At 61.4% G+C, this 25,749-nt stretch carries 29 protein-coding genes and 1 tRNA gene; 19 read left to right on the forward strand and 11 right to left on the reverse strand.

What is annotated here, in order from left to right; translation table 11 throughout:
• Positions 1-5: 5 nt before the first annotated feature.
• Positions 6-659 carry a TIGR03085 family metal-binding protein gene (locus JOE65_RS08215; RefSeq protein ID WP_205164096.1) on the reverse strand — a complete coding sequence of 218 codons (654 nt, stop codon included), beginning with the start codon at positions 657-659 and terminating at the stop codon, positions 6-8.
• Positions 660-798: 139 nt separating this feature from the next.
• On the opposite strand from JOE65_RS08215, the gene hisI reads away from it, so the two are divergent.
• The 9 genes from hisI (at position 799) to pyk (ending at position 9,280) form a co-directional block, all read left to right on the forward strand.
• Positions 799-1,218, forward strand: a complete 420-nt coding sequence (hisI, locus tag JOE65_RS08220) for a phosphoribosyl-AMP cyclohydrolase (RefSeq protein WP_205164097.1) — start codon at positions 799-801, stop codon at positions 1,216-1,218.
• 10 nt (positions 1,219-1,228) lie between these two features.
• A complete protein-coding gene (locus JOE65_RS08225; RefSeq protein WP_205162738.1) occupies positions 1,229-2,800 on the forward strand; it encodes an anthranilate synthase component I in 1,572 nt (523 codons plus the stop codon).
• A complete protein-coding gene (locus JOE65_RS08230; protein ID WP_205162739.1) occupies positions 2,797-3,411 on the forward strand; it encodes a Trp biosynthesis-associated membrane protein in 615 nt (204 codons plus the stop codon). Before JOE65_RS08225 ends, JOE65_RS08230 begins: the two co-directional genes overlap by 4 nt.
• 75 nt (positions 3,412-3,486) lie before the next feature.
• Positions 3,487-3,786: an HGxxPAAW family protein gene (locus JOE65_RS08235; RefSeq protein ID WP_205162740.1), complete on the forward strand. Its 300-nt coding sequence runs from the start codon at positions 3,487-3,489 to the stop codon at positions 3,784-3,786.
• Positions 3,787-4,605, forward strand: a complete 819-nt coding sequence (gene trpC, locus JOE65_RS08240) for an indole-3-glycerol phosphate synthase TrpC (protein ID WP_205162741.1) — start codon at positions 3,787-3,789, stop codon at positions 4,603-4,605.
• A gap of 63 nt (positions 4,606-4,668) precedes the next feature.
• On the forward strand, positions 4,669-5,985 hold the full coding sequence (trpB, locus tag JOE65_RS08245; RefSeq protein WP_205162742.1) for a tryptophan synthase subunit beta: 1,317 nt from the start codon (positions 4,669-4,671) through the stop codon (positions 5,983-5,985).
• On the forward strand, positions 5,982-6,794 hold the full coding sequence (trpA, locus tag JOE65_RS08250) for a tryptophan synthase subunit alpha (protein WP_205162743.1): 813 nt from the start codon (positions 5,982-5,984) through the stop codon (positions 6,792-6,794). Before trpB ends, trpA begins: the two co-directional genes overlap by 4 nt.
• On the forward strand, positions 6,791-7,729 hold the full coding sequence (gene lgt, locus JOE65_RS08255) for a prolipoprotein diacylglyceryl transferase (RefSeq protein WP_205162744.1): 939 nt from the start codon (positions 6,791-6,793) through the stop codon (positions 7,727-7,729). The genes trpA and lgt overlap by 4 nt, the downstream gene beginning before the upstream one ends.
• 9 nt (positions 7,730-7,738) lie before the next feature.
• Positions 7,739-9,280: a pyruvate kinase gene (gene pyk, locus JOE65_RS08260; RefSeq protein WP_205162745.1), complete on the forward strand. Its 1,542-nt coding sequence runs from the start codon at positions 7,739-7,741 to the stop codon at positions 9,278-9,280.
• 65 nt (positions 9,281-9,345) lie between these two features.
• On the opposite strand, the gene JOE65_RS08265 is transcribed toward pyk, so the two are convergent.
• Complete coding sequence (locus JOE65_RS08265) at positions 9,346-9,948, reverse strand: ANTAR domain-containing response regulator (protein WP_205162746.1); 603 nt, start codon at positions 9,946-9,948, stop codon at positions 9,346-9,348.
• Between the two features lie 152 nt (positions 9,949-10,100).
• Here JOE65_RS08265 and JOE65_RS08270 point away from each other — a divergent pair.
• From JOE65_RS08270 to JOE65_RS08315, 10 genes are all read left to right on the forward strand, one after another.
• A tRNA-Leu gene (locus JOE65_RS08270) sits at positions 10,101-10,181 on the forward strand.
• A 1,019-nt stretch (positions 10,182-11,200) separates the two neighbouring features.
• The gene (locus tag JOE65_RS08275) at positions 11,201-11,332 is read left to right on the forward strand and encodes a M23 family metallopeptidase (protein ID WP_205164098.1); all 132 of its coding nucleotides are present in this window, start codon (positions 11,201-11,203) and stop codon (positions 11,330-11,332) included.
• A gap of 149 nt (positions 11,333-11,481) precedes the next feature.
• Positions 11,482-11,832: an NADH-quinone oxidoreductase subunit A gene (locus JOE65_RS08280; RefSeq protein ID WP_205162747.1), complete on the forward strand. Its 351-nt coding sequence runs from the start codon at positions 11,482-11,484 to the stop codon at positions 11,830-11,832.
• Entirely contained in the window at positions 11,823-12,926 is a 1,104-nt protein-coding gene (locus tag JOE65_RS08285; protein WP_205162748.1) for a hypothetical protein, read from the forward strand. Before JOE65_RS08280 ends, JOE65_RS08285 begins: the two co-directional genes overlap by 10 nt.
• Positions 12,919-13,857 (forward strand): NADH-quinone oxidoreductase subunit H, encoded by a 939-nt coding sequence (locus JOE65_RS08290; RefSeq protein ID WP_205162749.1) that lies wholly within the window; start codon positions 12,919-12,921, stop codon positions 13,855-13,857. Before JOE65_RS08285 ends, JOE65_RS08290 begins: the two co-directional genes overlap by 8 nt.
• Positions 13,854-14,435, forward strand: coding sequence for an NADH-quinone oxidoreductase subunit J (locus JOE65_RS08295; RefSeq protein ID WP_205162750.1), 582 nt, complete (start codon positions 13,854-13,856; stop codon positions 14,433-14,435). The genes JOE65_RS08290 and JOE65_RS08295 overlap by 4 nt, the downstream gene beginning before the upstream one ends.
• A complete protein-coding gene (locus JOE65_RS08300) occupies positions 14,432-14,734 on the forward strand; it encodes an NADH-quinone oxidoreductase subunit NuoK (protein WP_205162751.1) in 303 nt (100 codons plus the stop codon). Before JOE65_RS08295 ends, JOE65_RS08300 begins: the two co-directional genes overlap by 4 nt.
• Entirely contained in the window at positions 14,731-16,656 is a 1,926-nt protein-coding gene (locus JOE65_RS08305; RefSeq protein ID WP_205162752.1) for a proton-conducting transporter transmembrane domain-containing protein, read from the forward strand. Before JOE65_RS08300 ends, JOE65_RS08305 begins: the two co-directional genes overlap by 4 nt.
• A 5-nt stretch (positions 16,657-16,661) precedes the next feature.
• The gene (locus JOE65_RS08310) at positions 16,662-18,149 is read left to right on the forward strand and encodes an NADH-quinone oxidoreductase subunit M (RefSeq protein WP_205162753.1); all 1,488 of its coding nucleotides are present in this window, start codon (positions 16,662-16,664) and stop codon (positions 18,147-18,149) included.
• A 5-nt stretch (positions 18,150-18,154) separates the two neighbouring features.
• The gene (locus tag JOE65_RS08315; RefSeq protein ID WP_205162754.1) at positions 18,155-19,570 is read left to right on the forward strand and encodes an NADH-quinone oxidoreductase subunit N; all 1,416 of its coding nucleotides are present in this window, start codon (positions 18,155-18,157) and stop codon (positions 19,568-19,570) included.
• A 90-nt stretch (positions 19,571-19,660) separates the two neighbouring features.
• On the opposite strand, the gene JOE65_RS08320 is transcribed toward JOE65_RS08315, so the two are convergent.
• The 9 genes from JOE65_RS08320 to JOE65_RS08345 form a co-directional block, all read right to left on the reverse strand.
• Positions 19,661-20,101, reverse strand: coding sequence for a MaoC/PaaZ C-terminal domain-containing protein (locus tag JOE65_RS08320; RefSeq protein ID WP_205162755.1), 441 nt, complete (start codon positions 20,099-20,101; stop codon positions 19,661-19,663).
• Positions 20,102-20,118: 17 nt separating this feature from the next.
• A complete protein-coding gene (locus JOE65_RS15480) occupies positions 20,119-20,718 on the reverse strand; it encodes an acyl-CoA dehydrogenase family protein (protein WP_338021582.1) in 600 nt (199 codons plus the stop codon).
• Positions 20,719-21,273, reverse strand: a complete 555-nt coding sequence (locus JOE65_RS15485) for an acyl-CoA dehydrogenase family protein (protein WP_338021583.1) — start codon at positions 21,271-21,273, stop codon at positions 20,719-20,721.
• A 104-nt stretch (positions 21,274-21,377) separates the two neighbouring features.
• On the reverse strand, positions 21,378-21,668 hold the full coding sequence (locus JOE65_RS15490; RefSeq protein WP_338021584.1) for an AMP-binding enzyme: 291 nt from the start codon (positions 21,666-21,668) through the stop codon (positions 21,378-21,380).
• A gap of 105 nt (positions 21,669-21,773) precedes the next feature.
• Entirely contained in the window at positions 21,774-22,850 is a 1,077-nt protein-coding gene (locus JOE65_RS15495; protein ID WP_338021585.1) for an AMP-binding protein, read from the reverse strand.
• Positions 22,795-23,067, reverse strand: a complete 273-nt coding sequence (locus JOE65_RS15500) for a hypothetical protein (RefSeq protein WP_338021586.1) — start codon at positions 23,065-23,067, stop codon at positions 22,795-22,797. Before JOE65_RS15500 ends, JOE65_RS15495 begins: the two co-directional genes overlap by 56 nt.
• Before the next feature lie 11 nt (positions 23,068-23,078).
• Positions 23,079-23,822 carry a 3-hydroxyacyl-CoA dehydrogenase gene (locus JOE65_RS08335; RefSeq protein ID WP_205162756.1) on the reverse strand — a complete coding sequence of 248 codons (744 nt, stop codon included), beginning with the start codon at positions 23,820-23,822 and terminating at the stop codon, positions 23,079-23,081.
• Between the two features lie 12 nt (positions 23,823-23,834).
• Entirely contained in the window at positions 23,835-25,007 is a 1,173-nt protein-coding gene (locus tag JOE65_RS08340; protein ID WP_205162757.1) for a thiolase family protein, read from the reverse strand.
• Entirely contained in the window at positions 25,004-25,699 is a 696-nt protein-coding gene (locus tag JOE65_RS08345; protein WP_239536659.1) for a class I adenylate-forming enzyme family protein, read from the reverse strand. Before JOE65_RS08345 ends, JOE65_RS08340 begins: the two co-directional genes overlap by 4 nt.
• Positions 25,700-25,749: the final 50 nt, after the last annotated feature.

A 25,749-nucleotide genomic window follows, 5' to 3' on the forward strand; every position in this document is an offset into this window, starting at 1 on the left:
AAACTTTAACGGTCCGGGAGCCCCGTCCGGGATCTCTCCAGCAGGTCGACGGCGTCTGGTTGTCCTTCGAACGTGACCAGTGCGTGGCAGGTCCGCCCGTGTGCGTGCATCACCAGTTCCCCCGGTTCGCCGGTGATTGCGACGGACATCGCACCGCGCTTGGCGACATGCCGAGGACCGTTGGGCCTGACCAGAACAATGCCGACGTCCATTCCGCGGTAAAGGAGTGTCGCGCGTTTCACCAGCTCATGCCACAGGGCATCAGCGTACTCGGGGTCTAGAGCGCGCGGCGCCCACCGGTCCACCGCCCTGCGGACATCTTCGGTGTGCACGAAATACTCCAACAGATGGACGCTGGTCTCCAGCGAACGTATGCGCATGGGTGAGAGCCGACCAGGGCCAGCACGGAAGTCGGCTACGAGTTGTTCGTAGTCAACGGAATTTTCAACGCGGGCTGCACGTCTGTTCGTCGCACCGTCGGCCAGTGTGGAAAGCGGTTTCAGGAGTAGGCCAGCGCCAACATCGGGCCGTCGTTCCCGGAGGTATAGGTGTGAGGCGAGATGTTTTGTCTTCCATCCCTCGCAGAGCGTGGGGGAGTCCGGTCCGGCTGCCAACAGCGTCTCGGACAGTACTTCCCTCGAAGGCTCAACGAATACCATTACTGCTGAAATTAGCACGAACTATAGCTCTGTGGGCGGAAGCTGCCGCAATCATCGGTGACAGCTGTCGGAGTGACTAGAATAGGAATCGATGTCAACAGAGATTTTTTCCGCAGATAACTCCCCAAACTCACGATCCATGTCCCGCAGCGATACTGGTCCGGTGCGGCCGGGGGCCAGCGACCTCGACGAGCACGTGGCGCGGAAGTTGAAACACGACGGCAACGGACTGGTCGCTGCGGTCGTTCAACAATACGATTCCGGGGAAGTGTTGATGCTCGGGTGGATGGATGACGAAGCGTTGCGCAGAACACTCACCACGGGCAGGGCAACCTACTTTTCCCGTTCTCGACAAGAATATTGGCGCAAAGGGGACACCTCGGGAAACGTCCAGTTGGTGAAGGGTGTCAGCCTCGACTGCGACGGCGATGCGCTTCTGGTGCGTGTTGATCAACTCGGGGCAGCGTGTCACACCGGGACGGACACATGCTTTACCGGCCGGGATATCGAAACCGTCACCGGTTCCCGTCTGGATCATCGCTCTCCTGGCGAAAAGTGAAGGGTCAGATATGGCAATTTATGACGGGATTACCCCCGACCTCGCGCAGTTCTGTGAGCTCGCGGTCAACCGCCGGGTTATCCCCGTTCGTTTGAAGGTGCTGGCGGACTCTGAGACGCCTGTGGGGATTTACCGCAAACTGACGGGCTCGCGTGCTGGAACGTTCCTCATGGAGTCCGCTGCCGTTGGCGGCGCCTGGTCCAGATATTCCTTCATCGGTGTTCACTCCAGGGCCACCTTGACCAGCGACGACGGTCAAGCTTGTTGGATCGGAGAGCCCCCGGTGGGTGCCCCTACGTCGGGCGACACCATGGAAGCGCTCAGAGGAACTATCGATGCTCTCGCGACTGAACGGTTCGAGAATGTTCCGCCGTTCACCTCGGGCATGGTCGGATTCATCGGGTGGGACTCAGTCCGCCACTGGGAGAAGCTGCCCTCACCGCCTGAAGATGACCTCCATCTGCCCGAACTGGCCATGAATCTGGTGAGTGATGTGGCGATCCATGACAACTCTGACGGTTCAGTCATGCTCGTCGCCAACGCTATCAATTACGATAACTCACCTCACCGTGTGGATGAGGCATGGCACGACGCCGTCAGCCGTCTTCACAGTATGCTCGATCGGCTCCACAGCCCGGGGAACGGCGATATTGTGTGCCCGCCTACAGCCCTGTTGTCACCGGAAAAATTGATGTCGGAGGTCCGGCAGAGCTGGGACCACGCCGCCTTCATGCGCGCCATTGATACGTGCAAGGAAGCGATCGTGGACGGGGAAGTTTTCCAGATCGTGATTTCCAGACGATTCGAACTCTCCTGTGATGCTCCTCCACTGGATGTGTATCGAATGCTCCGCAGCAGCAACCCCAGTCCCTATATGTATCTGTTCAATTTTGAAGACCGTGCTGGAGCGCCCTACGCCGTTGTAGGGTCATCTCCTGAGGCACTGGTTACCGTTGCCGGAAACGACGTCTCGATGCACCCGATTGCGGGCTCTCGCCCGCGTAGCCGCCATGCTGAGGCCGACCGCGATATGGCGGAAGAATTGCTCACTGACACCAAGGAACGCTCCGAGCATCTGATGCTGGTGGATTTGGCCAGAAATGACATCTCGCGGGTCTGCGTTCCTGGATCAGTCGAGGTGAGCCAGTTCATGGAGGTTGAACGCTTCAGCCACATCATGCACCTGGTGTCCACTGTCAACGGAGAGATGTCGCCGGCATGCAGCGCGTTTGATGTTCTAGCAGCAACCTTCCCAGCGGGAACATTGTCAGGGGCACCCAAGCCCAGGGCGCTGCAGTTGTTAGACGAGCTCGAACCTCACCGTCGCAGCGTATACGGCGGGGTTGTGGGCTACTTCGATTTTGCCGGAGATATGGATGTCGCGATCGCTATTCGCTCTGCACTTCTCAAAGACAGAACCGCCTTCATTCAGGCAGGCGCGGGGATCGTCGCCGATTCAGACCCGGAGAGTGAGGCTGCGGAAACCTTGAGTAAGGCAGCAGCGCCGCTTCGCGCCGCATATTTTGCACATCAGCGTGCGCTATCGAAGGCCGATGGCACAGCACAGACGGAGACCTTATGACACAGCGTGGGGAATCAAGGACCCGGAAACGGATCACAGTGGTACTCATAGCGGTCCTACTGTCTCTGGTGGCTTTTGGAGCTACTACGCAAACGTGGTTGAGTATTCAGTTGCCGCAGACGGCGATCAAGACTCCGAAGATCGATGTTGCTGGTTCCGAGGCGGCTACCGCAGTGACAGCTTTTGCGTTGGTGGGGCTGGCGGCATCCCTTGCTGTTTCCATCGCTGGCCCGGTATTGAGATGGATCATCATTGGTGTGCTGTTCGTTGCTGGAATCGGCATCGCGTGGTCCAGTGCAGCCATCGTTCAAGATCCTGCGTCGGCCGCATCAGTGGCTGTGGGCACCGCGATAGGCATCACGGATACGAGCGCTGCGTCAATCGCCGTTACTGTGTTTCCTCTGGTGTCAGCCAGCGCGGGACTTTTGATGGCGATCACAGCAGTGTGGGCAGCCATCGTGGGCAGAAGCTGGGGTACCTCCCGTCGGTATTCCTCAACGGCACGTGGAGGCCTCAACGATCACGGGCCAGATGAGAAACTTGAAGGCGCCCCGCGGGATGACATCGACAGTTGGGATCAGCTCAGCCACGGCGACGACCCTACCCGTTAATGCGGGCAGGACGATTCGGGCCCGTCAGGAACTAATGGCAGAATGACTACAGCAACGTTTTCAAGGAGACACATCATGGCCAAGAGCCCGGTAAGCCCCGCCACTTCGACCACCGCTGATGCGCAGGTCAATCCAACGGTGGATAGAAGCATCCACGACGAGGCTGTCGGCCACGGCAACAGCCCGGCAGCATGGTCGTGCGTCCTCGTCATGATTCTGGGTGCAGCAATTGCTTCCATTGGCTACATCATGGCGTCGCACCCGGTCTTCTGGTCTGGTGTGGCAGTGATGTTTGTTGGCTTGCTTGTTGGCTACATCATGAAGAAGGCCGGATACGGCGTAGGCGGCCACAAGCTAAAAAATAACGGACACTGAATGAGTGTTCTCGACGACATCATCGAGGGCGTTCTCGAGGACATGACTGAACGTCAACGGCACGTGCCGTTGAGTGTCATTCAAGAGGGTGTCCGTTCGGCGACTCCGGCGAGGGATGCCTTCGAAGCCTTGGGCTCCGGTACCGCAGAACATGGTCTATCGGTCATCGCGGAAGTCAAACGCAGCAGTCCGTCCAGGGGTTCACTGTCACAAATCAACGACCCGGCGCTCCTTGCTGCTTCCTATGCCAACGGTGGTGCAGCCGTTATCAGTGTTCTGACCGAGCAGCGCCGCTTCGGCGGTTCGCTAGCTGACTTTGACGCGGTACGCGAGCGCGTGGACATTCCTTTGCTCCGCAAGGATTTCATCATCGATGAGTACCAGATATGGGAGGCCAGGGCGCATGGCGCAGACCTGATCCTCCTCATCGTTGCTGCCTTGGACGACGAACAGCTGACGCGGTTTCTGCGTTTGACCGAGGAACTGGGCATGCATGCCTTGGTCGAAGCGCATACCGAAGAGGAAGTGCACCGGGCGGTTCAGATCGGTGCCCGAATCATTGGTGTGAACGTGCGGAACCTGAAGACGCTCGACGTCGACCGTTCCGTGTTCGGCACGCTGTCAGGGTTCATCCCTCCCGGGACTGTTGTAGTCGCCGAGTCCGGAGTTCGGGACGTCCAGGATGTTCAAGAGTACGCGGCCCGCGGCGCACACGCCGTTCTGGTGGGCGAAGCTCTTGTTCAGCACGGTGACCCTGGCACGGAGATTTCTCATTTCACCTCCGCGGGCACTGCGTCCATGTCTGCTGGCCGCACCTGAGAGAACCTAGTGGAGGCCGGTGCTCGCCGGATCCAGTCAACGATCGATAAGGACACCGAAGTCATGACGAATTCATCGCATGATCGCCAGGCCGCGACAACGGACGCATTTCTTGTCGGTGCGGATAGCCTGAAACACGCGAATGGGCCCTATTTTGGTGCCTACGGTGGGCGTTGGATGCCGGAATCGTTGATCGCTGCTCTGGATGAGTTGGAGGAAACCTTCGACAAAGCGAGAAACGAGCCCTCGTTCCTCGCTGAAATTGCCGAACTGAATCGTAACTACTCGGGTCGCCCTTCACTGCTGACAGAGGCATCGCGGTTCGCTGAACACGCTGGTGGTGTTCGGGTTTTCCTCAAGCGCGAGGACCTGAATCACACCGGATCACACAAAATCAATAATGTCTTGGGCCAGGCACTGTTGGCTCGCCGGATGGGCAAGACTAGGATCATCGCCGAGACCGGTGCAGGGCAGCACGGTGTCGCTAGCGCAACGGCATGTGCCCTGCTGGGTTTGGAATGCGTTGTCTATATGGGCGCTGAGGATTGCCGGCGGCAGTCGCTCAACGTAGCCCGCATGCAACTCCTGGGCGCAACAGTGGTTCCAGTGAGCACCGGGTCGCAGACACTCAAGGACGCCATCAATGAGGCGCTTCGTGATTGGGTCGCCAATGTGGACAACACTCACTACCTATTGGGCACAGTCGCTGGCTCTCACCCCTTTCCCGCCATGGTCCGCTATTTCCACGAGGTGATTGGTGAAGAGGCTCGGGCACAGATACTCGATCAGGTGGGGCGTTTACCTGATGCTGTGTGCGCCTGTATTGGTGGTGGGTCCAACGCCATCGGCATTTTTCATGGATTCCTTGATGACCGGGACGTTTCCCTGTTCGGATTTGAGGCAGGGGGTGACGGTGTCGATACTGGCCGGCATGCTGCCGCCATCACACTGGGCAGACCTGGAGTCCTCCACGGTGCGCGCTCGTACCTGATGCAGGACGATGACGGTCAGACGATCGAATCCCATTCAATTTCTGCAGGACTCGATTACCCTGGTGTCGGCCCGGAGCACGCGTTTCTGGCGGATTCAGGCAGAGTCACGTATGAGCCAATCACCGATGCGGAGGCCATGGAGGCCTTCCGTTTGCTCTGCCGCACTGAGGGCATCATTCCGGCGATAGAATCAGCGCATGCCCTTGCCGGTGCCATGAAAGTCGGGCTGAAGTTGGCTGCGGGAACAGATAAGCCGGAGGAACGGGTCATCGTTGTCAACCTTTCGGGTCGTGGAGACAAGGACGTGGCCACGGCAGCCGAATGGTTTGAACTTTTAGATGCCGAGTCGGCTGAAGCGGACATGGGCAAGGACGGGGAACAGCTATGAATTTGAGGTCCAGTCCCAGCCTGACGGCTGCAGCGCTCGACAAGGCACGCGCCGCGGGCAGAACAGCTCTCATTGGTTACCTCCCGGCGGGTTATCCCAGCATCCAGGAGAGTATCGACGCCGGGATAGCGCTGGCGGAAAACGGAGCCGACCTCATAGAGATTGGCATTCCATACTCGGATCCCGTGATGGACGGTCCCGTGATTCAGGAAGCCACAAACCAGGCGCTGGCCAACGGCTTCGCTGTAGCTGACGTTTTCACAGTGGTGGCTGGAATCGTCCGTGCTACCGACGCACCTGTTCTCGTCATGACGTACTGGAATCCGGTGATGCGTATGGGCGTCGACGAATTCTCCAGGCGGCTGGCTGACGCCGGTGCAGCAGGGCTCATCACTCCAGACCTCATCCCGGATGAAGCAGCTGAATGGATGGAAGCCTCCGATCGCTACGACCTGGATCGTGTCTTCTTAGTTGCTCCCTCGTCGACACCAGAGCGAATGGCGGCAACTGTGAAGGCCAGCCGCGGCTTCGTGTATGCAGTATCCGTCATGGGCATAACCGGCGCCCGCGCAACGGTCGGCGAGGCAGCCAAGGCTGTCGTAGAGGCAGCGCACGCTGCTGGAGCGGAACGGGTCTGCGTGGGTCTCGGAGTATCCCGATCAGAACATGTACGTGAGATTGCCGCATATGCGGAAGGAGCGATCGTGGGGACGGCACTCGTTTCTGCATTGTCCGACGGCGGTGTTGCCGCCGTGGGGCGTCTCGTCGCGGATCTCTCCACCGGCACAGCCAAAGAAGAGAGCCAATGACACACCTGCCACTCAGTATTCCCAGCCCAAGCTGGAGCGGGTTCGAGATTGGACCCCTCACGGTGCACGCCTACGCTCTCTGCATCCTTCTCGGCATTCTTCTGGCCATGTGGATGACAGCGAAAAGGTGGAAAGGCAGGGACGGCAATCCCGACGTCATTTACGACATCTGCATCTGGGCGATCCCTTTCGGCATCGTTGGAGGTCGTCTCTACCACGTCGTGTCGTCGCCGGACGCTTACTTCGGTCCAGACGGAGACCTCGCACTGATTCCGCAGATCTGGTTGGGCGGGCTCGGGATCTGGGGTGCTGTGGCGCTGGGTGCCTTGGGCGCATGGATCGGCTGTCGACGAGCCGGTGTACGGTTGAGTGATTTTTTGGATGCAGCGGCCCCTGGAGTGCTTTTGGCACAGGCAGTAGGGCGCTGGGGTAACTGGTTCAATCAAGAATTGTTCGGCGGGCCAACGGACCTGCCGTGGGGCCTGGAGATTGATCCGGGTCATCCGAACTTCCCCGCAGGGGCAGAGGCCGGAACGTTGTTCCACCCTACGTTTCTCTACGAATCACTGTGGAACCTAGCCGGGGTCGCCATTTTGTTGCTGCTGGACAAGAAGTTCCGGTTGGGCGGCGGCCGTCTGTTCTGGCTGTATGTCGCCTACTACACGCTGGGCCGCGTGTGGATCGAAGCACTGCGCATCGACGATGCAGAAATGTTGACATTCTTCGGTCTTACACAGCGACTAAATGTGTGGGTGAGCGTCGTGGTTTTTGTGCTTGCCATAGCCGCTTATGTTTTCCTGACCCTTCGAAAGCCGCAGTCCGAGGGCGTCGATAGCCCAGACATCCCTGGCAACGTCGAATCTGAGAAGGCTTCAGCCGGAGACGAGAGTCCTACCCCTGATGCGCCACGCGTTCCAACAAGTAAAGACGGTTAGGCTTTTGATATGAGACGCGCAAAGATTGTGGCCACTTTCGGACCAGCCATCGGGACCTTCGAGAAGACCCTCCAAGCGATTCAGGCCGGTGTGGACGTAGCCCGGTTGAACATGAGCCACGGCGAGTATTCAACGCACGCTCAGAACTTGGCCAATGTCCGCAAAGCCTCGGAGGAGCTCAATCGCCCCGTCGGGGTCTTCGCAGACCTGCAGGGACCCAAGATCCGTTTGGGAAGGTTTACCGACGGCCCTCATATTCTGGACGCCGGAGACCGGTTCACCATCACCATCGACGATATCGAGGGCACCCGCGACATCTGCTCAACTACGTTCAAGGGCCTGCCCCAGGATGTCGAGGTTGGCGACCGCCTACTCATAAATGACGGCAAGGTGGAACTACGCGCAGTCGACGTCACTGATCGACAGGTCGTCACCGAGGTCATCACCGGGGGAGAGGTATCCAACAACAAGGGCATTAACCTGCCCGGTGTTGCGGTCAACGTCCCTGCGCTCAGCCAGAAGGACGAAGACGACTTACGGTGGGCCTTGCGTGCAGGAGTCGACATGATCGCCCTGTCCTTCGTGCGCAATGCCTCTGACATCGACCGTGTCCACGAGATCATGGACGAGGAAGGCGGTCGCCTGCCTGTCATCGCGAAGATCGAGAAGCCGCAGGCTGTGGATGCTCTCGAGGAGATCATCGACGCCTTCGATTCGATCATGGTCGCCCGTGGCGACCTCGGTGTTGAGCTGCCTCTGGAACAGGTTCCGCTGGTTCAGAAGCGTGCCGTCGATCTGGCACGCCGTTGGGCGAAGCCTGTCATCGTCGCGACTCAGGTGCTCGAATCGATGATCGAATCGCCCACACCGACCCGCGCCGAAGCCTCGGACTGCGCCAACGCCGTTCTCGACGGTGCCGACGCAGTCATGCTCTCCGGCGAAACATCGGTGGGACAGTACCCGATCGAGACCATTGAGACGATGGCGCGCATCATCTCCGCCACTGAGGACCACGGGCTAGAGCGCATCCCGCCGCTGGGCACTCTTCCCCGTACCCGTGGTGGGGCTATCACCCGTGCGGCCGTGGAGATCGCCGACCAGCTGGATGCCAAGTTCATCGTCGCGTTTACTCAATCCGGAGACTCGGCGCGTCGCCTCTCGCGGTTGCGTCCCTTCAAACCCGTTCTTGGGTTCACCCCGTTGAAGCACACCTACAACATTTTGACCCTGGTCTGGGGAGTGCAGCCGCGGCTGGTTGACTACGCCGACCACACCGACAAGATGACTGCCCAGGTCGATGAGTCGCTGCAGGCCGAAGGTTTGGCTGACGTCAACGACCTGGTCGTAATCGCTGCCGGTTCCCCTCCCGGACAGGCGGGCTCGACGAACTCTCTGCGAATCCACCGGGTGGGGGACATTGCCGATGCGGGACAGTTGCTGGACGGCAGCAGGAACCAGACGCAGTCGAGGGAGAAGGTCGGTCCTTGGCGGACCAAACAGCAAGCTGCCGAAGACCACCCTGACGGCTCGCGCGGACGCGACGCTCACTAAGCCTGCTCCCGCGCACGTTGGCGTGGTGACGGCCCGGGGTCAGCTAGGCATAGGGGGATTGCCGCTTACTTCACCTGGGCAATGATCGTCTCGGCAACTTCGCGCATGCTCAGCCGGCGGTCCATCGAGGTCTTCTGAATCCATCGGAAGGCTTCGGGCTCGGTGAGTCCCATCTTCGCGGTCAGTACGGACTTTGCCCGCTCGACCAGCTTGCGGGTGGCGAACTGCTCTTGCAGGTCATCGACTTCCTTTTCGAGGGCGATAATTTCCTCGTGGCGGGACAGAGCGATCTCGATGGCCGGGATCAGATCATCAGGGCCGAACGGTTTGACGACGTAGGCCATCGCGCCAGCCTCACGGGCTCGTTCGACGAGCTCCTTCTGACTGAAGGCGGTCAGCAGCACGACCGGGGCGATGCGCTCCTTCACGATGGTTTCGGCGGCGGTGATCCCGTCCATGATTGGCATCTTGACGTCCATAAGGACCAGATCGGGGCGGTGCTCACGGACCAGTTCGACGGCTTTCTCGCCGTTGTCGGCTTCAGCCACAACCTCGAACCCCTCGCCGGTGAGGATCTCGACGATGTCCAGCCGAATGAGGGTTTCGTCCTCGGCGACAACGACCCGGCGCGCCGGCGTCGACGTGTCCTCGGCTGGGGCTTCGGTCATGGTGCTACTCCTGGCTGCCCCGGCGAACGGAGCGATGGGTTCTCGGATTCAGAATCCAGCCTATCGGCATGTAGAGTTGTTTAGCGCACCGCGTGACTGTGACGTTCTGCCGTTTCAGGCCGGATGAAGATCAGGAACGCGTTGATGGTTAGGCCCGAGTGGCGGAATGGTAGACGCGTCGCACTCAAAATGCGATATCGAAAGGTGTGTGGGTTCGAGTCCCACCTCGGGTACGGAAATCCTCCTGGTGACAGGGGGTTTTCGTGTTTAAGCATTGTCGCGCTGTCAGCACAGGGTTCGCGGCGGTTAGCGGAGGGCACCGGTAGGTTAGGTTGAGTGCGTCCAGAGCCTTTTGCAGGCCTGCTTCGGATGCCCGGTTCGTTGGGAGGTCTAGAGCGCAGGCGGGGAAGTAGGCGACGTTCTCACGCTCGTAGCGCTTGAAGTACCGCTTCGTTTCGGGGAATGTTGCAGGCATGGTTGCGATATTTGTCCCGGCGCCGAACTCCTGGTAAATGCGTGTTGCCGCTGATTCCTCTGATGGTGATGATGCCCGCCAGACGTGGGCACGGGCACATCGGATTGGTACTACCAGGAGCGTGAGCAGGACGTACAGGAAGTCGTCCGTGCTGCCGGAAACATGGCGTGGACGTCGTTGAGCAGCGCCACCCGATGCATTTGTCTATCGCCGGATTCTCTGATTTGTGTGTAAGTTGCTTACTCCTTTTTCACGCAATCGCCCTTGTTCGGAACGAGTTGCCCCAGCCGTGGTGGCTGGGATCCTGAACTTGTTGCCCAGGTGGTTTCGAGAAGCTGGCTGGGAGTAGTAACCGTCGAGATTTTGAGCTTTAACCATTGATGCCGGGGTGAGCCAGCCGGTGACGGTCCGTTCGCCGTCGGGATAGTCGAGGATCTTCAACCCTGTAGCTCTGCCAATCAGCGTTCGTTCACATCGCGTTGTTGCCGGTCTCGGGGGAATCCTGCCGGAGGGTGTGACTGGTCGTTTCGTTGGTTCTCAGCGAACTGGGGCACCAGTTCAGGCTCGACGACGACGTTCTTGTGTCTTGGACGGTGGCCCTATTAGGTGTCTGAGTTAAATCATTGCCTAAAAGCGCCGCGTAGACGAAGGTATTGCACCGCTCTAGCAGGGAAGCCGGAGGAATCGGAGACGGCATACGCCGCCGGAAATCATATGTAATGAAATGACAACTTTTAGCTCGGTGTCAGTTAAGCTAATTAAAACACATACCCCAGACTGGTATGTTCGCGGGCCGCTTCGCCAAACCCCGTCGGCGGCGTAGGGACAACGGGGAACTCCACCGGTTGCCACCTGCATTTTGAGGTCATGGAAAATGGCCAGACCGTTGATCCCGCGCCGTTCATCTGACCGGAAACATACCCTGCCGGGGTATCGTAGGTAAAGAATCATCTTCAAACTGTGGGGATCTTGTACCGATCACCCAGTTGTTGCGAACAACGCATAATGATCAATATTGGTCGAAAGTTTTCACCTCCACAGCGTAGGAGAGGAAATCGATGTCCCCTTATACGAGTGTGTTCGTCGTCGTTGGCGTGTGTCTGGCGGCGATTGGTGCCTTGTATCTGCTTGGCCGTGCGATCTCCGTATCGCAGCAAGTCATCGAGGTGCTTCCGTTCCATTCGGGATGGATGCCCCGTGAACACGCGTTGTCCCGTTATCACGCCCGTTGGTACCCCATGACGCTGGTGTTTCTTGCTTTCGATGTGGAGATGCTGTTCATGTATCCGTGGGCCGTGGTTGTGGGGCAGATGGGAGCTGAAGCGGTCATCGAGATGTTCGTATTCCTCGGCGTGCTCCTCGCTGGAGTCATCTGGGCTTGGCGCGAAGGTACCTTCCGATGGGTTTGAACCTGACCATGTCCCGTCTTGCCACAAGCCGTGTTCATGTCCTCATCCTCGAAATTCCAGGTCTTCCGATAGTGCGCATGCACGTTGAGGCTGCCATTACGGCCCGGGGATGGGTTTTGGCAGAGTCCCCTGCGGATGCAGACGTCCTGCTGGTGGTCGGTGAGGCCACAGGCACTTTCGCGGCCATCGCCGACCGTGTCTGGAACCAAATCCCTGGACCCCGCCACCGCACCTCCGTGACTGCGGCCGACGCTATATCCGGGATTCTCGACATGATCCCTGCCGTTCTGGGTGACCAGCAGAGTCAAATCCTCGACGCCCGAGGACGCCCTCAGCACGTCACGGAGGAGGCCACCGAGTTGAACCACGACGTAGGCGGCGAACCTTCCGGTGACGGAAGTGCAGGCATGGACATGGAAATGGACGACATGGATATGGATATGTCCGGTCCCGCCGGCATCCCGCTCGCCAGCGGTGACGACAGTGACCGCGACGGCCTGGAAATGGACATCATTCACCTCACACTGGGCCCGGTCCTGCCAAACTGGCCGGCCGGGCTGGTGGTGCATTGCACCTTGCACGGTGACGTCATCGGGGGCGCGGCCATCGAATTTCTTCCCGGCATTGAGACTGTCGGGCCTCCGGCCGGGCCGCAGACCGCGTCAGCGGTGCGGGCTGCAGTGCTCTGCGATGCCGCCGGTCACCTGCTCGCCATCGCCGGGTGGGAGCCCGCTGCGGCAAAAATCCATCGGATCCGCGACGGGCTCCTCACCGGAACCGGCCATGAGCAGCTGGCAGAAAGATTGCACCGGGTGACGAGGCAGCTGACCCGTTCGCGCACCCTGCGTTGGTCCCTGGCAGGCATTCCCAAAACCGGCGAAGTTGATGCGCGCGAGCTGCTTTTGGGCTGGCTCCAAACCGCCGCCGCATTGCTGGTTGACGAGCAGGTCCGGCCGGACGGTTCCAGCTGGCCAGAGACCATCGATGACATCCGGAGCGCATTGATTGGCCAGGAACTCTCCGTAGCGCGGTTGCTTGTCGCGTGCATCGAGCCGTCCCGGATCAGCGAGCTGAGCAGGGCGGTCCATGGATAGCGTCAATGGCGCCTTATGGATGTTCATTCTTCCGTTCGGATTGGCTGCGGCCGCGCTATTGGCCGCAGCGGCCAACGCCGCCCTGGACAGCCGTGCCCGAGGGTTGACCATGACAGCCGGCTTGTTCGCTCCGATTCGGGAGGGCGCGCGGCTGCTGCGCCAACAACGGCGAACCCTGCCTGGGGCAGACAGTCTCTTGTGGCGGATCGGTGGGGCCGGGCTTGTCATCGCGGCCGTGCTGAAGGTCCTGGTGATCCCATTTGGCGGCTTCACCTTCGCGGACCTGCCGGTGGGGCTGGTCTGGTTCAACGCCATGGACGTGCTGCTCTGGGCACTGTGGTGGCTTCTGGGGTGGGGTGCGAACAGTGCTTGGTCGCTCGTTGGCGGCTATCGTTTCCTGGCCCAGGCACTGTCATATGAGCTGCCGCTGATGTTCGCACTGACCGCACCGGCGGTTGGTGCCGGAAGCCTGCGCCTGATGGACATTCAGAACGCCCAGAGCGGTTTGTGGTTTGTGGTCTGGATGCCCGTCGCGTTTTTGGTCTTTGCGGCATCCGTGGTGGCGTTCTCTTCGTGGGGCCCGTTCCAGACCGCCACCGGAGGGGATGCAGCCGGTGGCGTGATCGGCGAGCTCAGCGGCGTAGACAGACTCGTGGTCCTGGCAGGGCGCTACATGATCTTGGTTGCGGGCGCAGCGTTTTCCGTACCGCTGTTTTTTGGCGGCGGCAGTGGACCGTGGCTTCCGGCTGGTGTGTGGGTGGTCGTGAAGACGCTGGTCGTCGTCGCCGTGTTGCTCACTGTGCGTAGGCTGTTCCCAACTCTGCGGCCGGAGCGCCTTGCGGAGATCGCTTTGGTGCTGATTATGCCTCTGGTCCTCGTCCAGGTGGCTGTTGCTGCCGTCATCGTGGCCGTGAATGGAGGGGCCCTGTGATTTCTGCCGTCTTGTTTTGGTTCCTCTCAGTTCTGGCCGTTGCGAGCGCAGCGGCCGTGTTCATCGTCAATTCGATGGCCCGAGCGTCCTATGCCTTAGCTGTTTCCTTCATCGCCGTCGGCGCGATCATAGTCCAGCTGCACCTGGACTATATCGGGGTGATCACCATTTTGATGATGGTGATGGAGATGGCGATCATGGCCGTGTTCATGGTGATGTACATGGGGATGAATCCGGCGCTGATGCCGATGGACATGACCCACAACAAACACCGGTCCGCCGTGATCGCGGTGGTCGTGTTCATCATCCTGGCAGCCGGAGCGCTGTTGATTCCGTGGCCCGAACGGACGGAGGTGCCGACCGGGAACGTGACGGCATCGCTGGGGGAGGCCCTGATGGGATCGAAGATGCTGGTGATGTTGACAATCAGTCCGGTGCTGTTCGCCACGATCGTAGCCTCCCTAGTGCTGACAAATCCGCGGGGTCGCTACGACCGGCGCGGGGATAACCTCGACCGGCGAGGCGCCGACGGACGGTCCGAGCCCGAGGACCCGATCCGGGGAGGACTGGGTCGATGACTCTGCAACTGGTGCTGCTGATTGCAGCCGCGTTATTCGCTATCGGTCTCTACGGTGCACTGTCCCAACAGGTCGTCGTGATGGTGATGATGGGCATCGAAGTGATGATCAACGGTGTACTCCTGGCCGGTGGGGCCCTCTGGTTTTTCCTTGCCCCGACGCCGGATGGTCAGACGCTGCTGCTGGTGATCCTCGCGGCGATGACGGTGGAAATGGCGATGGGCTTCGCTGTCGCTACAGTGATCCACCGGTCCAGGAATTCCGATATGACCGATGCTGCCACGGAGTTGCACGGATGACGACGGCGCTCCTGTCCGCCATCGGCTTGCCCGCCGCTGCAGGCGTTCTTCTCCTGCTCGCTGGCCGCCAGATCGGCCGCGGAGCCCGCGCACTGTCTATCACTATCGCAAGCCTCACCCTCGCAGCGGCGGTTGCCGCCGCGGTGACGGCGCCGGCCGTGGTTCTACCGTTCGTTTCGCCGGATGGCGCAGCTCTGGCTGTTAACGGCCAGGGCGCGGTCCTGCTGCCAACGGTGGCCGCGGTGGTCCTGCTTGTGCTTCTTTTCGCCTCCGCCGAAGGCCTTCGACCAGCCGCCCGATTCCATGGGCTCATGCTCTTGTTCACCGCCGCGGTGATGGTCACCATCACGGCAACGTCGTTGCCTGCGTTGCTCGCGGCTTGGGAGATCATGGGCGCCACTTCCTATGCCTTGATCGGATTCCGCTGGCAGGAAGCACCCACCATGCCGGCGGGCCTGGTGGCGTTCGCCGTGACCCGTGCTGCGGATCTGGGTCTCTACGCCGCCGCCGGGGCCGCCGTCATCGCCGGGGCTGGCTGGCGCCTGGACGAACTCGCTGCCGCAGAGAGCCCATGGCTGCACGTCATCGCCGCGGGCGTGCTCATCGCGGGACTGGGAAAGGCGGCGCAACTGCCGTTCAGCTTCTGGCTGTCTCGTGCCATGGAAGGGCCAGGCCCCGTTAGCGCGCTGCTGCACTCCGCCGCGATGGTCGCAATGGGGGGATACCTCCTGCTTCGACTAGAGCCGCTGCTGCTGGCCTCCGGCTGGGCCGGTCCCGTGGCAGCATGGATCGGCGCCGCAACTGCGATCGTGCTCGGAATCGTCGCGCTAAACCAAACCGATCTCAAACAGCTACTCGCCGCCTCGACGGCCGCTCAACTCGGTTTCGTCGTTCTGGCTGCCGGGCTGGGAGCCACCGCGGGCGGCACGGCGCAGCTGGTCGCGCACGCCGCTACCAAGGCGCTGCTTTTCCTTGTCGCCGGGGCGTGGCTTACCGCCGTGGGCTCGAAGCAGTTTCCTGCGCTGCGCGGCATTGGCAAACGCTGGCCTCTGGCAGGGGCTACCTTCCTGCTCGGGGCGCTGTCCCTTGCCGGGTTGCCGCCGCTGTCGCTGTGGTGGGCAAAAGACGCCATCCTCGCCGTCGCCCTGCGCAGTAATCCTTCCCTCTATGCGGCGGGTCTTATTGGTGCCGCATTGGCCGCCGCCTATTCAGCGAAGATGATTGCCGTTGTCTGGGCCGCGCCGTCCCGGCTGGAACGAGCGGACATTGAACGAAGACTGTGGGATACGGAACAGCCGGGCACCCACTACATTTCCCCGGCAGTCACCGTTCCCTTGATCGTCCTGGCCGTCGCGGCGGCCGTGCTCGGCGTTCTTGCCGTGCCGGGTTTGTCCGAGTCGTTTCGGGCGCTGCTGAACGCTCAGTCGGAGGCCGAAAGCACTGCTTGGGAACTGGTGGCTTCCGCGGTGATCGCCATTGTTGTGGTTGTTCTCGTGTTTCGCCGCGGTACGCCGCGCTTCGCAGCAGCTAAGGGCTGGTTCGGGCTTGAACGGATCGCGAGGTCGGTGCTGGTGCGTCCCATGTTCCGCACTGGGGAGGCGCTGGTACGCGTCGATGAGCACCTCAATGCTGCGGTCATCGGCTCCGGCCGTTTGCTGGAGCGTGCCGCCGCGGGAGCAGGATTACTCGATGAGCGCGTCAACGCCGTGGTTCACGATTCGAGCCAGGTAATGGACGGGGTTGCCGCGGGAACGAACGTGCTGGATCGTGCCGTGAGCCGCATGCTCGGGCTCATCACACGCGGCACGGCCTCGCTTGGCCGGCTGGCCCGGAGAGCGCAGACCGGTGCTATCGCTGATTATTATGCCGGTGCCGCTGTTGTCACCGTCGCCGCATTTATCCTTCTGATCGTCGTGAGGTAACTACAGTGCTCAGTATCATCCTTTTCTTTCCCGTCATTGTCGGTGCCGCCCTGGCCCTCTGGCGCGGTCTGCCGGCCAGGGCAGCCGGACTGGTATGGCTGGCAGCGACGCTCATTGACCTGGCTTTGCTGATCGTCCTCACCTTTACAGCTGATGCGGGGGCGAATGGTCTGAAGGCCGAGGAACGCGTGAACTGGATGCCGCAGCTGGGCAGCAGCTACCACCTCGGCGTCGACGGGCTCTCGCTGCCCCTGTTGCTGCTTGCCGATGTCATCTTCGTGGTCTGCGCTATCTGGTCCTTGCGCGAGAGTGACCGGCCGCGACCGCAGGCAGCACTGTTCCTTTTCCTGCAAACGACCTGTCTTGGCCTGTTCGCTGCACAAGACCTGATCCTGTTCTTCGTTTTCTTCGACCTCTCGATCGTCGGCATGTACTTCGTCATCGCTGGGTGGGGGCACGGCAATCCCCGCCGTTCGGCGCTGATGTTCTTTATCTACACCTTTCTTGGCTCCCTCGCCCTGTTGCTCGGGTTCATTGGTCTCTATCTCGGGGCGGATCCGCATACTTTCGACATGGTCGAACTATCCCAACGGGGCGCCTTCACCGGTTCGCCGGTCGCGGCGGGCTTCGTGCTGGCAGCGATCGTGCTCGGCCTGGCCGTCAAGACACCCACCTTCCCATTTCACTCTTGGCTGGCACCGGCCCATACCGACGCGCCAACCATCGGATCGGTCGTCTTGGCCAGTCTGCTGCTGAAAATGGGCACCTACGGCTTTGTTCGGATTGCCATGCCCATGCTGCCCGACGCTTGGCGAAGTTGGGCATGGGTGATCGTCATCTTGGGCATCGTTGCGGTCATCTTCGGCGCCCTCGTCGCGCTCGTGCAAACCAATATCAAGAGAATGATCGCTTTCACCTCCATCAACCACATGGGCTACGTGATCCTCGCCGTCGGTGCCGCCGGCGTCGTGGGACGCAATACCGCCGAGGCGCAGCAGCTTGCCATCGCCGGGGCGGTGACCCAGATGGTTTCCCACGGACTCATCACCGGCGCCCTGTTCCTGCTCGCCGGAGTGTTTTACGACCGCACCGGTTCCTATGATCTGGGTCAATACGGCGGACTAGCCGGCCCCGCGCCAAGATTTGCCGGCTTCTTCGCCGTCGCCGCATTCGCCTCGCTTGGGCTGCCAGGGTTCAGCGGCTTTATCGCCGAATTCCAAATCTTTACCGGCAGCATCGGTACAGTCCCGTGGGCGCTCATCGCCCTGCCGGGCATCCTCATCACCGCTGTTCTGTTCCTGCGCGCCTTCCAGCGCGTGTTCACCGGAGAAACGAAAGGCCTCTCGGTCGGTTTCGCCGACCTCCACCTCCGGGAAACCATGGCACTGACGGTGCTGATGGCGCTGGTTGTGCTCATCGGCGTCGTTCCCGGACCGCTTCTGGCCATGATTGAACCAGCAGCCGAACTCCTCGTCGGGAACCTGCAACCGTGACATCGATGTCGCTAAACATGGGCTACGCGGCACTGCTCCCGGAGATTGCCCTTCTCGCCGCGGCAGTGCTGGTCCTTCTTGGCGGGAGCTTCCTGCCCCGGAACCGGCAGGTCCTCACTCGCTGGTTCAGTGTCGCTGCACTAGTGGTCAGCGCGGCGGCCGGGATGGCCGGGGTGGCAGGAGTGCCGGAGTCGATCTTCAGCGGCACTTATGCCCTCGACACATCGACCGCCGTCGTCCGGATAGTCGCACCCTTGGCGACCCTCGTCGTGGTTCTCATTGGCAGGCATGAATTCATCGGCTCCGTGCGGGAGAGCGAAACGTACGCGCTCCTGCTGTTGGCGACTCTCGGCACCGTCGTCATCGGCGGTACCATCGATCTGCTGGTTTTGGTTGCCGGGTACCTGCTCGCGAGCATCCCCCTTTACGCACTGATCGGATTATCCCGCAGTGGCCCGGCCGCCGAGGCGACGCTGAAGACCTACCTGATCGGCGCACTGTTCGGTGTCCTCCTCATGGCCGGAGTCACCCTACTGACCGGGCTTGCCTCGACCAGCAGTTATGAAGACATGAGCGAAGCACTCAGCACAGCCCCGGTCGTCGCCGTCGCCGGTGGTGCAGTTGCGGTGCTGATCGGGTTGACGTTCAAAGCTGGAGCGGTGCCCGGGCACTTCTGGATCCCGGACGCGAGCCAGGCTTCCGGAATTGCTGTCGCCGCGTTCGTGACAACTGTGCCGAAAATCGGCGCGCTCATCGCATTGGGCCGCCTGATTGAAATTATGCCTGACTCGGTCGATGTCCCTTTGCTCGTCGCCATCCTCGCCGTCGTCAGCATGACCGTCGGAAACCTTGCGGCACTGGCACAAAAAAACGTGCGACGGCTGCTCGGCTGGTCGACTGTCAGCCAGGTCGGCTACCTGCTCATGCCCCTAGCCGTCATCACCACAAGCGACGGCGCATCGGCGGCGTTGCTGGTCTACATCGGCCTTTATGCGCTCACAAACCTGGCCATATTCGCCGTCGTGGCCTGCTTCCCCCACAGAGAAGAGCTCGACGACTGGGCAGGGGTGGCTAGAGCCCACCCGTGGCTGACCGGTACCCTGATCGTCAGCGCACTCAGCCTCGTGGGCACCCCGCCGACGGCAGTGTTCATCGGCAAGGTCGCTGTCTTCACCGTGGCTTGGGACGGCGGGATGCCTTGGCTGGTGGTGGCCGCAGCCGTTAACAGCGTGCTCAGCCTCGTCTACTACCTCAGGCTCTTCCGGCCCGCCTTCCGGCCCCCCGCCCCAGTCACCGCACCCGCGGACGACGACGCTCCGGAGGCTTCCCGGGGCGTCAAAGCAACCGCAGTCATACTCGGCGCCGCCGTACTCAGCGCCGGCGCAGCTGTTGCCGGAATCTGGTTGGCAACCCTGGCGTAGCCGCGATCCGTCCGTTCGTAGGCCGCTCGGCGGGACAAATCGTCCCTCTCCAATAGTGAGTGACGAGCGGGCACTGCGTCTGCAGGGAATCTACGTGGACTTCGCGTTGGCGGCGATCAGTGCTTCCATCTGCAAGCGCAGAACCACGACGTCGTCCTGGTTCCTCAGGGATCCCGTGGTGATAACGGTGGCCCGACCGCGCCCGTCGTGCTCGACGGAGTCTATGAACACTGTTCCAGTCAAGACGTCTCCCGCGCGCACAGGATGGATGAAACGCACGTGGCGAGCCTCCTTGCCAGCAATGACGTCGTAGCGCTCGAACAGGCCATTCACCGAAAGCCGCTGGTAGATCGACAGGGTGTGGATGCCGCTGGCGCCGAGTCCCCCGAAGTAGCTTTCCTGTGCTACTGCTGGATCAATGTGGAAGTACTGGCTGTCCCACTCGGAGGCGAAGCGGATGATTTCCTCTTCGGGTACGGGGTGGGAGCCCAAATCAAGGGTTTGTCCAACGGGAACTTCTTCCGCGGTCAAACGGGGTGTCCTCGGCGTCATAGCGATTTGGCCACCAGTTCTTTCATGATCTCGTTGGTCCCGCCGTAAATCTTCTGAACGCGAGCGGCCGCGAACCTCCGGGCAATGGGGTACTCCCTCATATAACCGTAGCCACCGAAAATCTGCAGGCACCGATCGGCGACTTTGCTTTGCATGTCGGTGCACCAGAATTTGGCCAGGGAGGCAGTGGGCTCATCGAGATCGCCGGTGAGATGCTGTGCGATGCAGTAATCTACGAGCGTCCGGGCGGCAAGGCTGTCCGCAACACACTCCGCGAGCACGAACCTGGTGTTCTGGAAGGCCAGCAGATTCTGGCCGAAAGCCTCCCGCTCATGGGCGTACGCCGTCGTCTCGCGCACCACGGCCTCGCACTCAGCAGCCGCCGCTACGGCGATTGAAATCCGCTCCTGGGGGAGCTGATGCATGAGCTGGACAAAGCCCTTGCCCTCGACGCCGCCGAGAACATTGCCTTCCGGTACCCGCATGTCCACGAAGGCGAGCTCGCGGGTGTCCTGTCCCTGCATGCCGATTTTGTCCAGGACGCGGCCACGCTCGAATCCGGCGAGGTCTGCGGTTTCGGCGACGACGAGAGACAATCACTTGCCGCCCTTTTCGTCGCTCGTGCGAGCGACGATGATCAGAAGGTCGCAATAGGTGCCGTTGGTGATGAACGTTTTCGAGCCATTGATCACGTACTCGTCGCCATCGCGCTGGGCTCTGGTGCGGATACTCTGAAGGTCTGACCCCGTGGTTGGCTCGGTCATTGCTATGGCACCGACCAGGTCGCCGGAGGCCATGGCGGGGAGCCAACGCTGTTTCTGCTCCTCGGTGCCGAACGTGGCGATGTAGTGAGCGACGATGGTGCTGTGAACTACGTTTGCCCACGCGTCGTCAGCGATGCGGGCCTGTTCTTCCATGATTACCGCTTCGTGGGCGAAGGATCCACCGCCGCCGCCGTATTCCTCCGGGATGCTGATACACAGCAGCCCGGCTTCGCCAGCCTGCCGCCAGAAATCCCGGTCCACTGAATGCTGCTCGGCCCAGCGTGCGTGGTGTGGCACGGACTCCTTTTTCAGGAAGGTTCGGGTCATGGCCCTGAGGTCGTCGAGTTCTTCAGTGCGCCACGGCGACTGGTAATCATCCAAAATCATGATGGTGCTCCTACTTTCCTGTGAATTGCGGCGTGTGCCGCTCGTTGACGAGCCCCTATTGGAAGAATGCCCCGGCTGCACCGCGCTGTTTCAAGGTAACCAGGTCAGGCATCGGATGACTCCTCGCCGTAGATTGCGGCATGTTCGGTCCGGATACGCTTCTTGTCGAATTTTCCAACGCTCGTGCGCGGAATCTCTTTCACGATCTCGATCGCTTCTGGGAGCTGCCAGGTGGCGAAGGCTGATGAGAGGTGCTTACGCACGTCGTCGAGCCCCACATCTGTACCGCCTGAGGGGACGACGAGAACGAACGGGCGTTCTTGCCACTTGGGGTGTGGGAGGCCGACGACGGCCGCCTCGGCGATCGCCGGATGGTCCAGAAGGAGGTTCTCCATGTCAATGGAGGAGATCCACTCGCCTCCGCTCTTGATGACGTCCTTGATGCGGTCTGTGACCTTGAGGTAACCGTCGGTGTCAATGGTCCCGACGTCGCCGCTACGTCAGTAGCCATCGACGAATCGGTCCTTCAGGTCCTCGGGGGGCATGCCGTGATAGCTGCGTGCGATCCACGGCCCGCGGACGCAGATCTCCCCCTGGGTCACACCGTCCCACGCGACATCGATGCCTTCCGCGTTGATGAGGCGAATGTCGATCCCCGACACCGGTAGCCCTTGCTTGCGCTTGAGCTCGAGGAGCTCGTCGGGCGAGAGCCGGGCGAGGACGCTCGGCTTGTACCGGTTGACCGTAACGAGGGGCGCCGTCTCGGTCGCACCGTAGGCGTGGACGGTCTCGGCACCTGTGAGCTCCTCAAAGCCACGCATCATCGCCAAGGGTGGCTCGGTGGCTCCTGACAGCATGCGCAAGCGACTGAGGTCCGGCTTGTTCTCCAACGCTTCTATGTAACGGAGCATCGGGAGGAAGATTACCGGCGCGCCGTTGGTGACGGTCACACCCTCAGAAATGAGCGCCTCCGTCAACGGCCCGGTGTCCTCGGTGGAGTAGCGTCCCGGCAGAACGATCTTATTCGCCACGAGTGTCGCTGCTTGTGGCAGGCCCCACGCCTGACAGTGGAACATCGGGGTGATCAACATCGTGCAATCCTCAAACGTCATGCCGACATTCGCGGCAATGGCGTAGGAGTGCAGGACAATCGCTCGATGTGAGTAGAAAACGCCCTTGGGCCGGCCGGTGGTCCCCGTGGTGTAGCACGCGCTGTACGCGGATCGCTCATCAATCTCGGGCCAGTCGATCTCCGGTGCGCTCGCGGCGAGGAGGTCCTCGTAGTGGTGGACGTTGGGCAGCGTCGTCTGGATTTCGGACATCGGCTTCTCGGACATGACGATCCACGTTGTGACACCCAGCATGGAAGGTGCAACGGCTTCTGCCAACGGCAGGAGCGATTCATCGACGCAGATGACCGACGTGCCGCTGTCGCGGATCACATAGGCCAGATCTTCGGGGCCGAGCCGTAGGTTCAGTTGCACCATGACAGCGGCCAACCCGGGGATGGCCCAGTAGAGCTCAAAGTGACGACGGCTGTTCCAGTCGAGGATGCCGACACGGGTTGCCGGGCCCACGCCGAGGCGAGCGCAGCGCGTTGGCGCCGCGCTGTACCCGCTCGTAGGCCTCGGCATAGGTATACCGGCCCCAGCCGCCGTTGGCAGTACGGTAGACGATCTCCTGATCCCCGTGAGTGCGTGCGGCGTGGCGGATCAGTGTCGTCGTGTTGAGCTGGACGTCGTCGACCATAGTGGACGGATAACCGGAAACGATCGGCCGGGAATTCATGGTCATGATGTTCTCCTTCATCGGGCTGCCATACGCAGTGCTCCGTCCAGACGGATCACCTCGCCGTTGATCATTTGATTCTCGATGATGTGGACTGCCAAGGCCGCGTACTCAGAAGGGTTGCCTAGCCGGGATGGGAAAGGCACCTGCGCTCCGAGCGAGTCACGGGCGGCCTCGGACAGGGAGCCCATCATCGGGGTGAGGAACAGGCCCGGCGCGATCGCCGCTACGCGGATTCCATGCCGGGCGAGTTCCCGTGCTAGCGGCAGGGTCATCGCAACGACACCGCCCTTGGACGCAGAGTAGGCGGCCTGCCCGATCTGTCCATCGAAGGCTGCGGCGGAGGCAGTGTTGATGATGACTCCACGCTCCCCGTCCGATCCGGGCTCGTTTTCGCTCATGGCTTCGGCACCGAGTCGAATGACATTGAATGTGCCGGCCAGGTTGATCGTGAGCACCCGCTCGAATTCCTTGAGTGGGTGTGGGCCGTTCTTACCGAGGACCTTCGTGGCGGCCCCGATTCCGGCGCAGTTCACGATCCCCGACAGCGGGCCCGGCTGCCGCTTGGCTGCGGAGATCGCCTGGGCCACCTGATCCGGATTAGTGACGTCGGTTTCGACGAAGTGGGCCCCGTCCGGTGCAGGCCCACTGAGATCTGCAACGACGACGTGTGCTCCGCGTTCGAGCAACGCTCGGGTGGTTGCCTCACCAAGGCCAGAGGCCCCTCCGGTCACGATGAAAGTGCGGTCTTTGACATCCATGGGTGCTCCTTCTCAGATTCTCTCGATGATGGTGGCGTTGGCCATGCCGCCGCCCTCGCAGATAGTCAGTAGTCCGTATCTGGCATCGCGGCGCTCGAGCTCGTTCACAAGCTGGCACAGCAACCGGGCTCCAGTGGATCCGAGCGGGTGGCCAATGGCGATCGACCCGCCATTGACGTTGAGCTGGTCCTGGGGGTAGCCGGACTCGGCGGCCCACGGGAGAGGAACGGGGGCGAATGCTTCGTTGACTTCGACCAGGTCAATGTCGTGGATGCTCAGACCCGCCTGTTCAAGTGCCCGCTTGGTCGCGGGAAGAACAACAGTGAATTGCAGGACGGGGTCGTCGGCGGCGACGGCCATCGAGACGATGCGCGCCCTCGGTCGCAGTCCGGCGGCTTCGGCCTGGGAACGTTCGGCGATGAGCAAGGCGGCCGCACCGTCGCTCATCTGAGAGGCGTTAGCTGCTGTGATGGCGCTGTCAGGGGAGAACACCGGCGCGAGTTTTGCGATCCGCTCGGGGTCCAGGACCGCGCGGATACCCTCATCCCGAGTCATCGGTGTGAGCGCGGCGTCGGCACCAATGCCGTCAAGGGGCACGAGTTGCGATGCGAAATACCCGGCCTCGGTTGCTGCTGCCGCCCGCTGATGGCTCCGGATGCTGAATTCGTCGAGCTGTTTGCGGGTGAATCCCCACTTTTTGACGATGAGCTCTGCCGAGAGTCCCTGGGCGGGAATGTTGCCGTCGAACCGTGCCAGTGCTCTTTCGCCGTACCAGTCGCCACGCTCACCGCCCGGGACGAAGAGCGGACCCAGCTCGACGCGTGACATCGATTCAACTCCGGCTCCGATGGCGAAGTCATATTCGCCGGACTTGATGGCCTGGGCGGCAAAATGCACTGCCTGCTGTCCCGACCCGCACTGGCGGTCGATCGTGGTTCCGGGCAGCACTAGGGGTAGACCAGCCCCGAGAATGGCATTTCGTGCGACATTGCCTGCCTGCTCATCTCTCTGGATCCTGCACCTGGCGATAACGTCCGCAAGGTGCTCATGATCAATCCCTGTGCGCTCGACCAGGGTCGACAGCGTTTGGGCGAGGAGGTCGACGGGATGCCAATCGCGCAGTTGGCCGCCGCGCCTGCCGACCGGTGTTCTGACGGCGTCGACAATGACTGCTTCTCGGTTCATGAGGGTCCTCCAAAGTGTATGGGCCGGAAAGTGTTGAGGGAGTTCCGCCGCCCGGGACGGTTGAGCATTGAAGTGAGTACGTCGGAGCCAGGGTGCGTCGCCTGGAGCTCAGTCACGAAGCTCATCCCGGAGCCGGGGCTTGAGGATCTTCCCGACGGGTTGCGGGGAATCTGCGCGATGACTAGCTCACGTGGCAGCTTGTAGTAGGCAATTCGTTCCCGCGCGTGGTCGCGAAGCTCCTCGAGCGTCACCTGGTGGCCGTCCAGCAGCGTCACCACGGCGACCACGGTCTCGCCGTATTCCTCATGTGGGCGGCCGACGACGGCAACGTCGGCGACCGCCCGGTGGCCCGCCAGGGCGTTCTCGACCTCGGCGGAGTACACGTTCTGGCCGCCGGTGATGATCAGGTCCTTCATCCGGTCCACGAGAGTGATGTACCCGTCCGGGTCTACCTGGGCCAGGTCTCCGGTGTGAATCCAGCCGTTCCTGAACGTTGCGGCGGTTGCTTCGGGATTGCGCCAGTAGCCCTTCATCATCGTCTCGCCGCGCATGATCATCTCGCCCACTTCGCCGGGCAAGGCATCGTTGCCCTCCGGGTCAACGATACGGACCTCGGTGTTTGCGATGGCGAAGCGTCCGCTCGTCGAAGGTCGCTCCAGCACCTCGTCGTGGCAGCCCTTGGCCAATCGCATTGTCGGCGAATTCGGAGAGCCAGGCGAGCGCGCTCCCGAACTCGTCGTGG

Source organism: Arthrobacter roseus (assembly GCF_016907875.1).
Lineage (GTDB): Bacteria > Actinomycetota > Actinomycetes > Actinomycetales > Micrococcaceae > Arthrobacter_J > Arthrobacter_J roseus.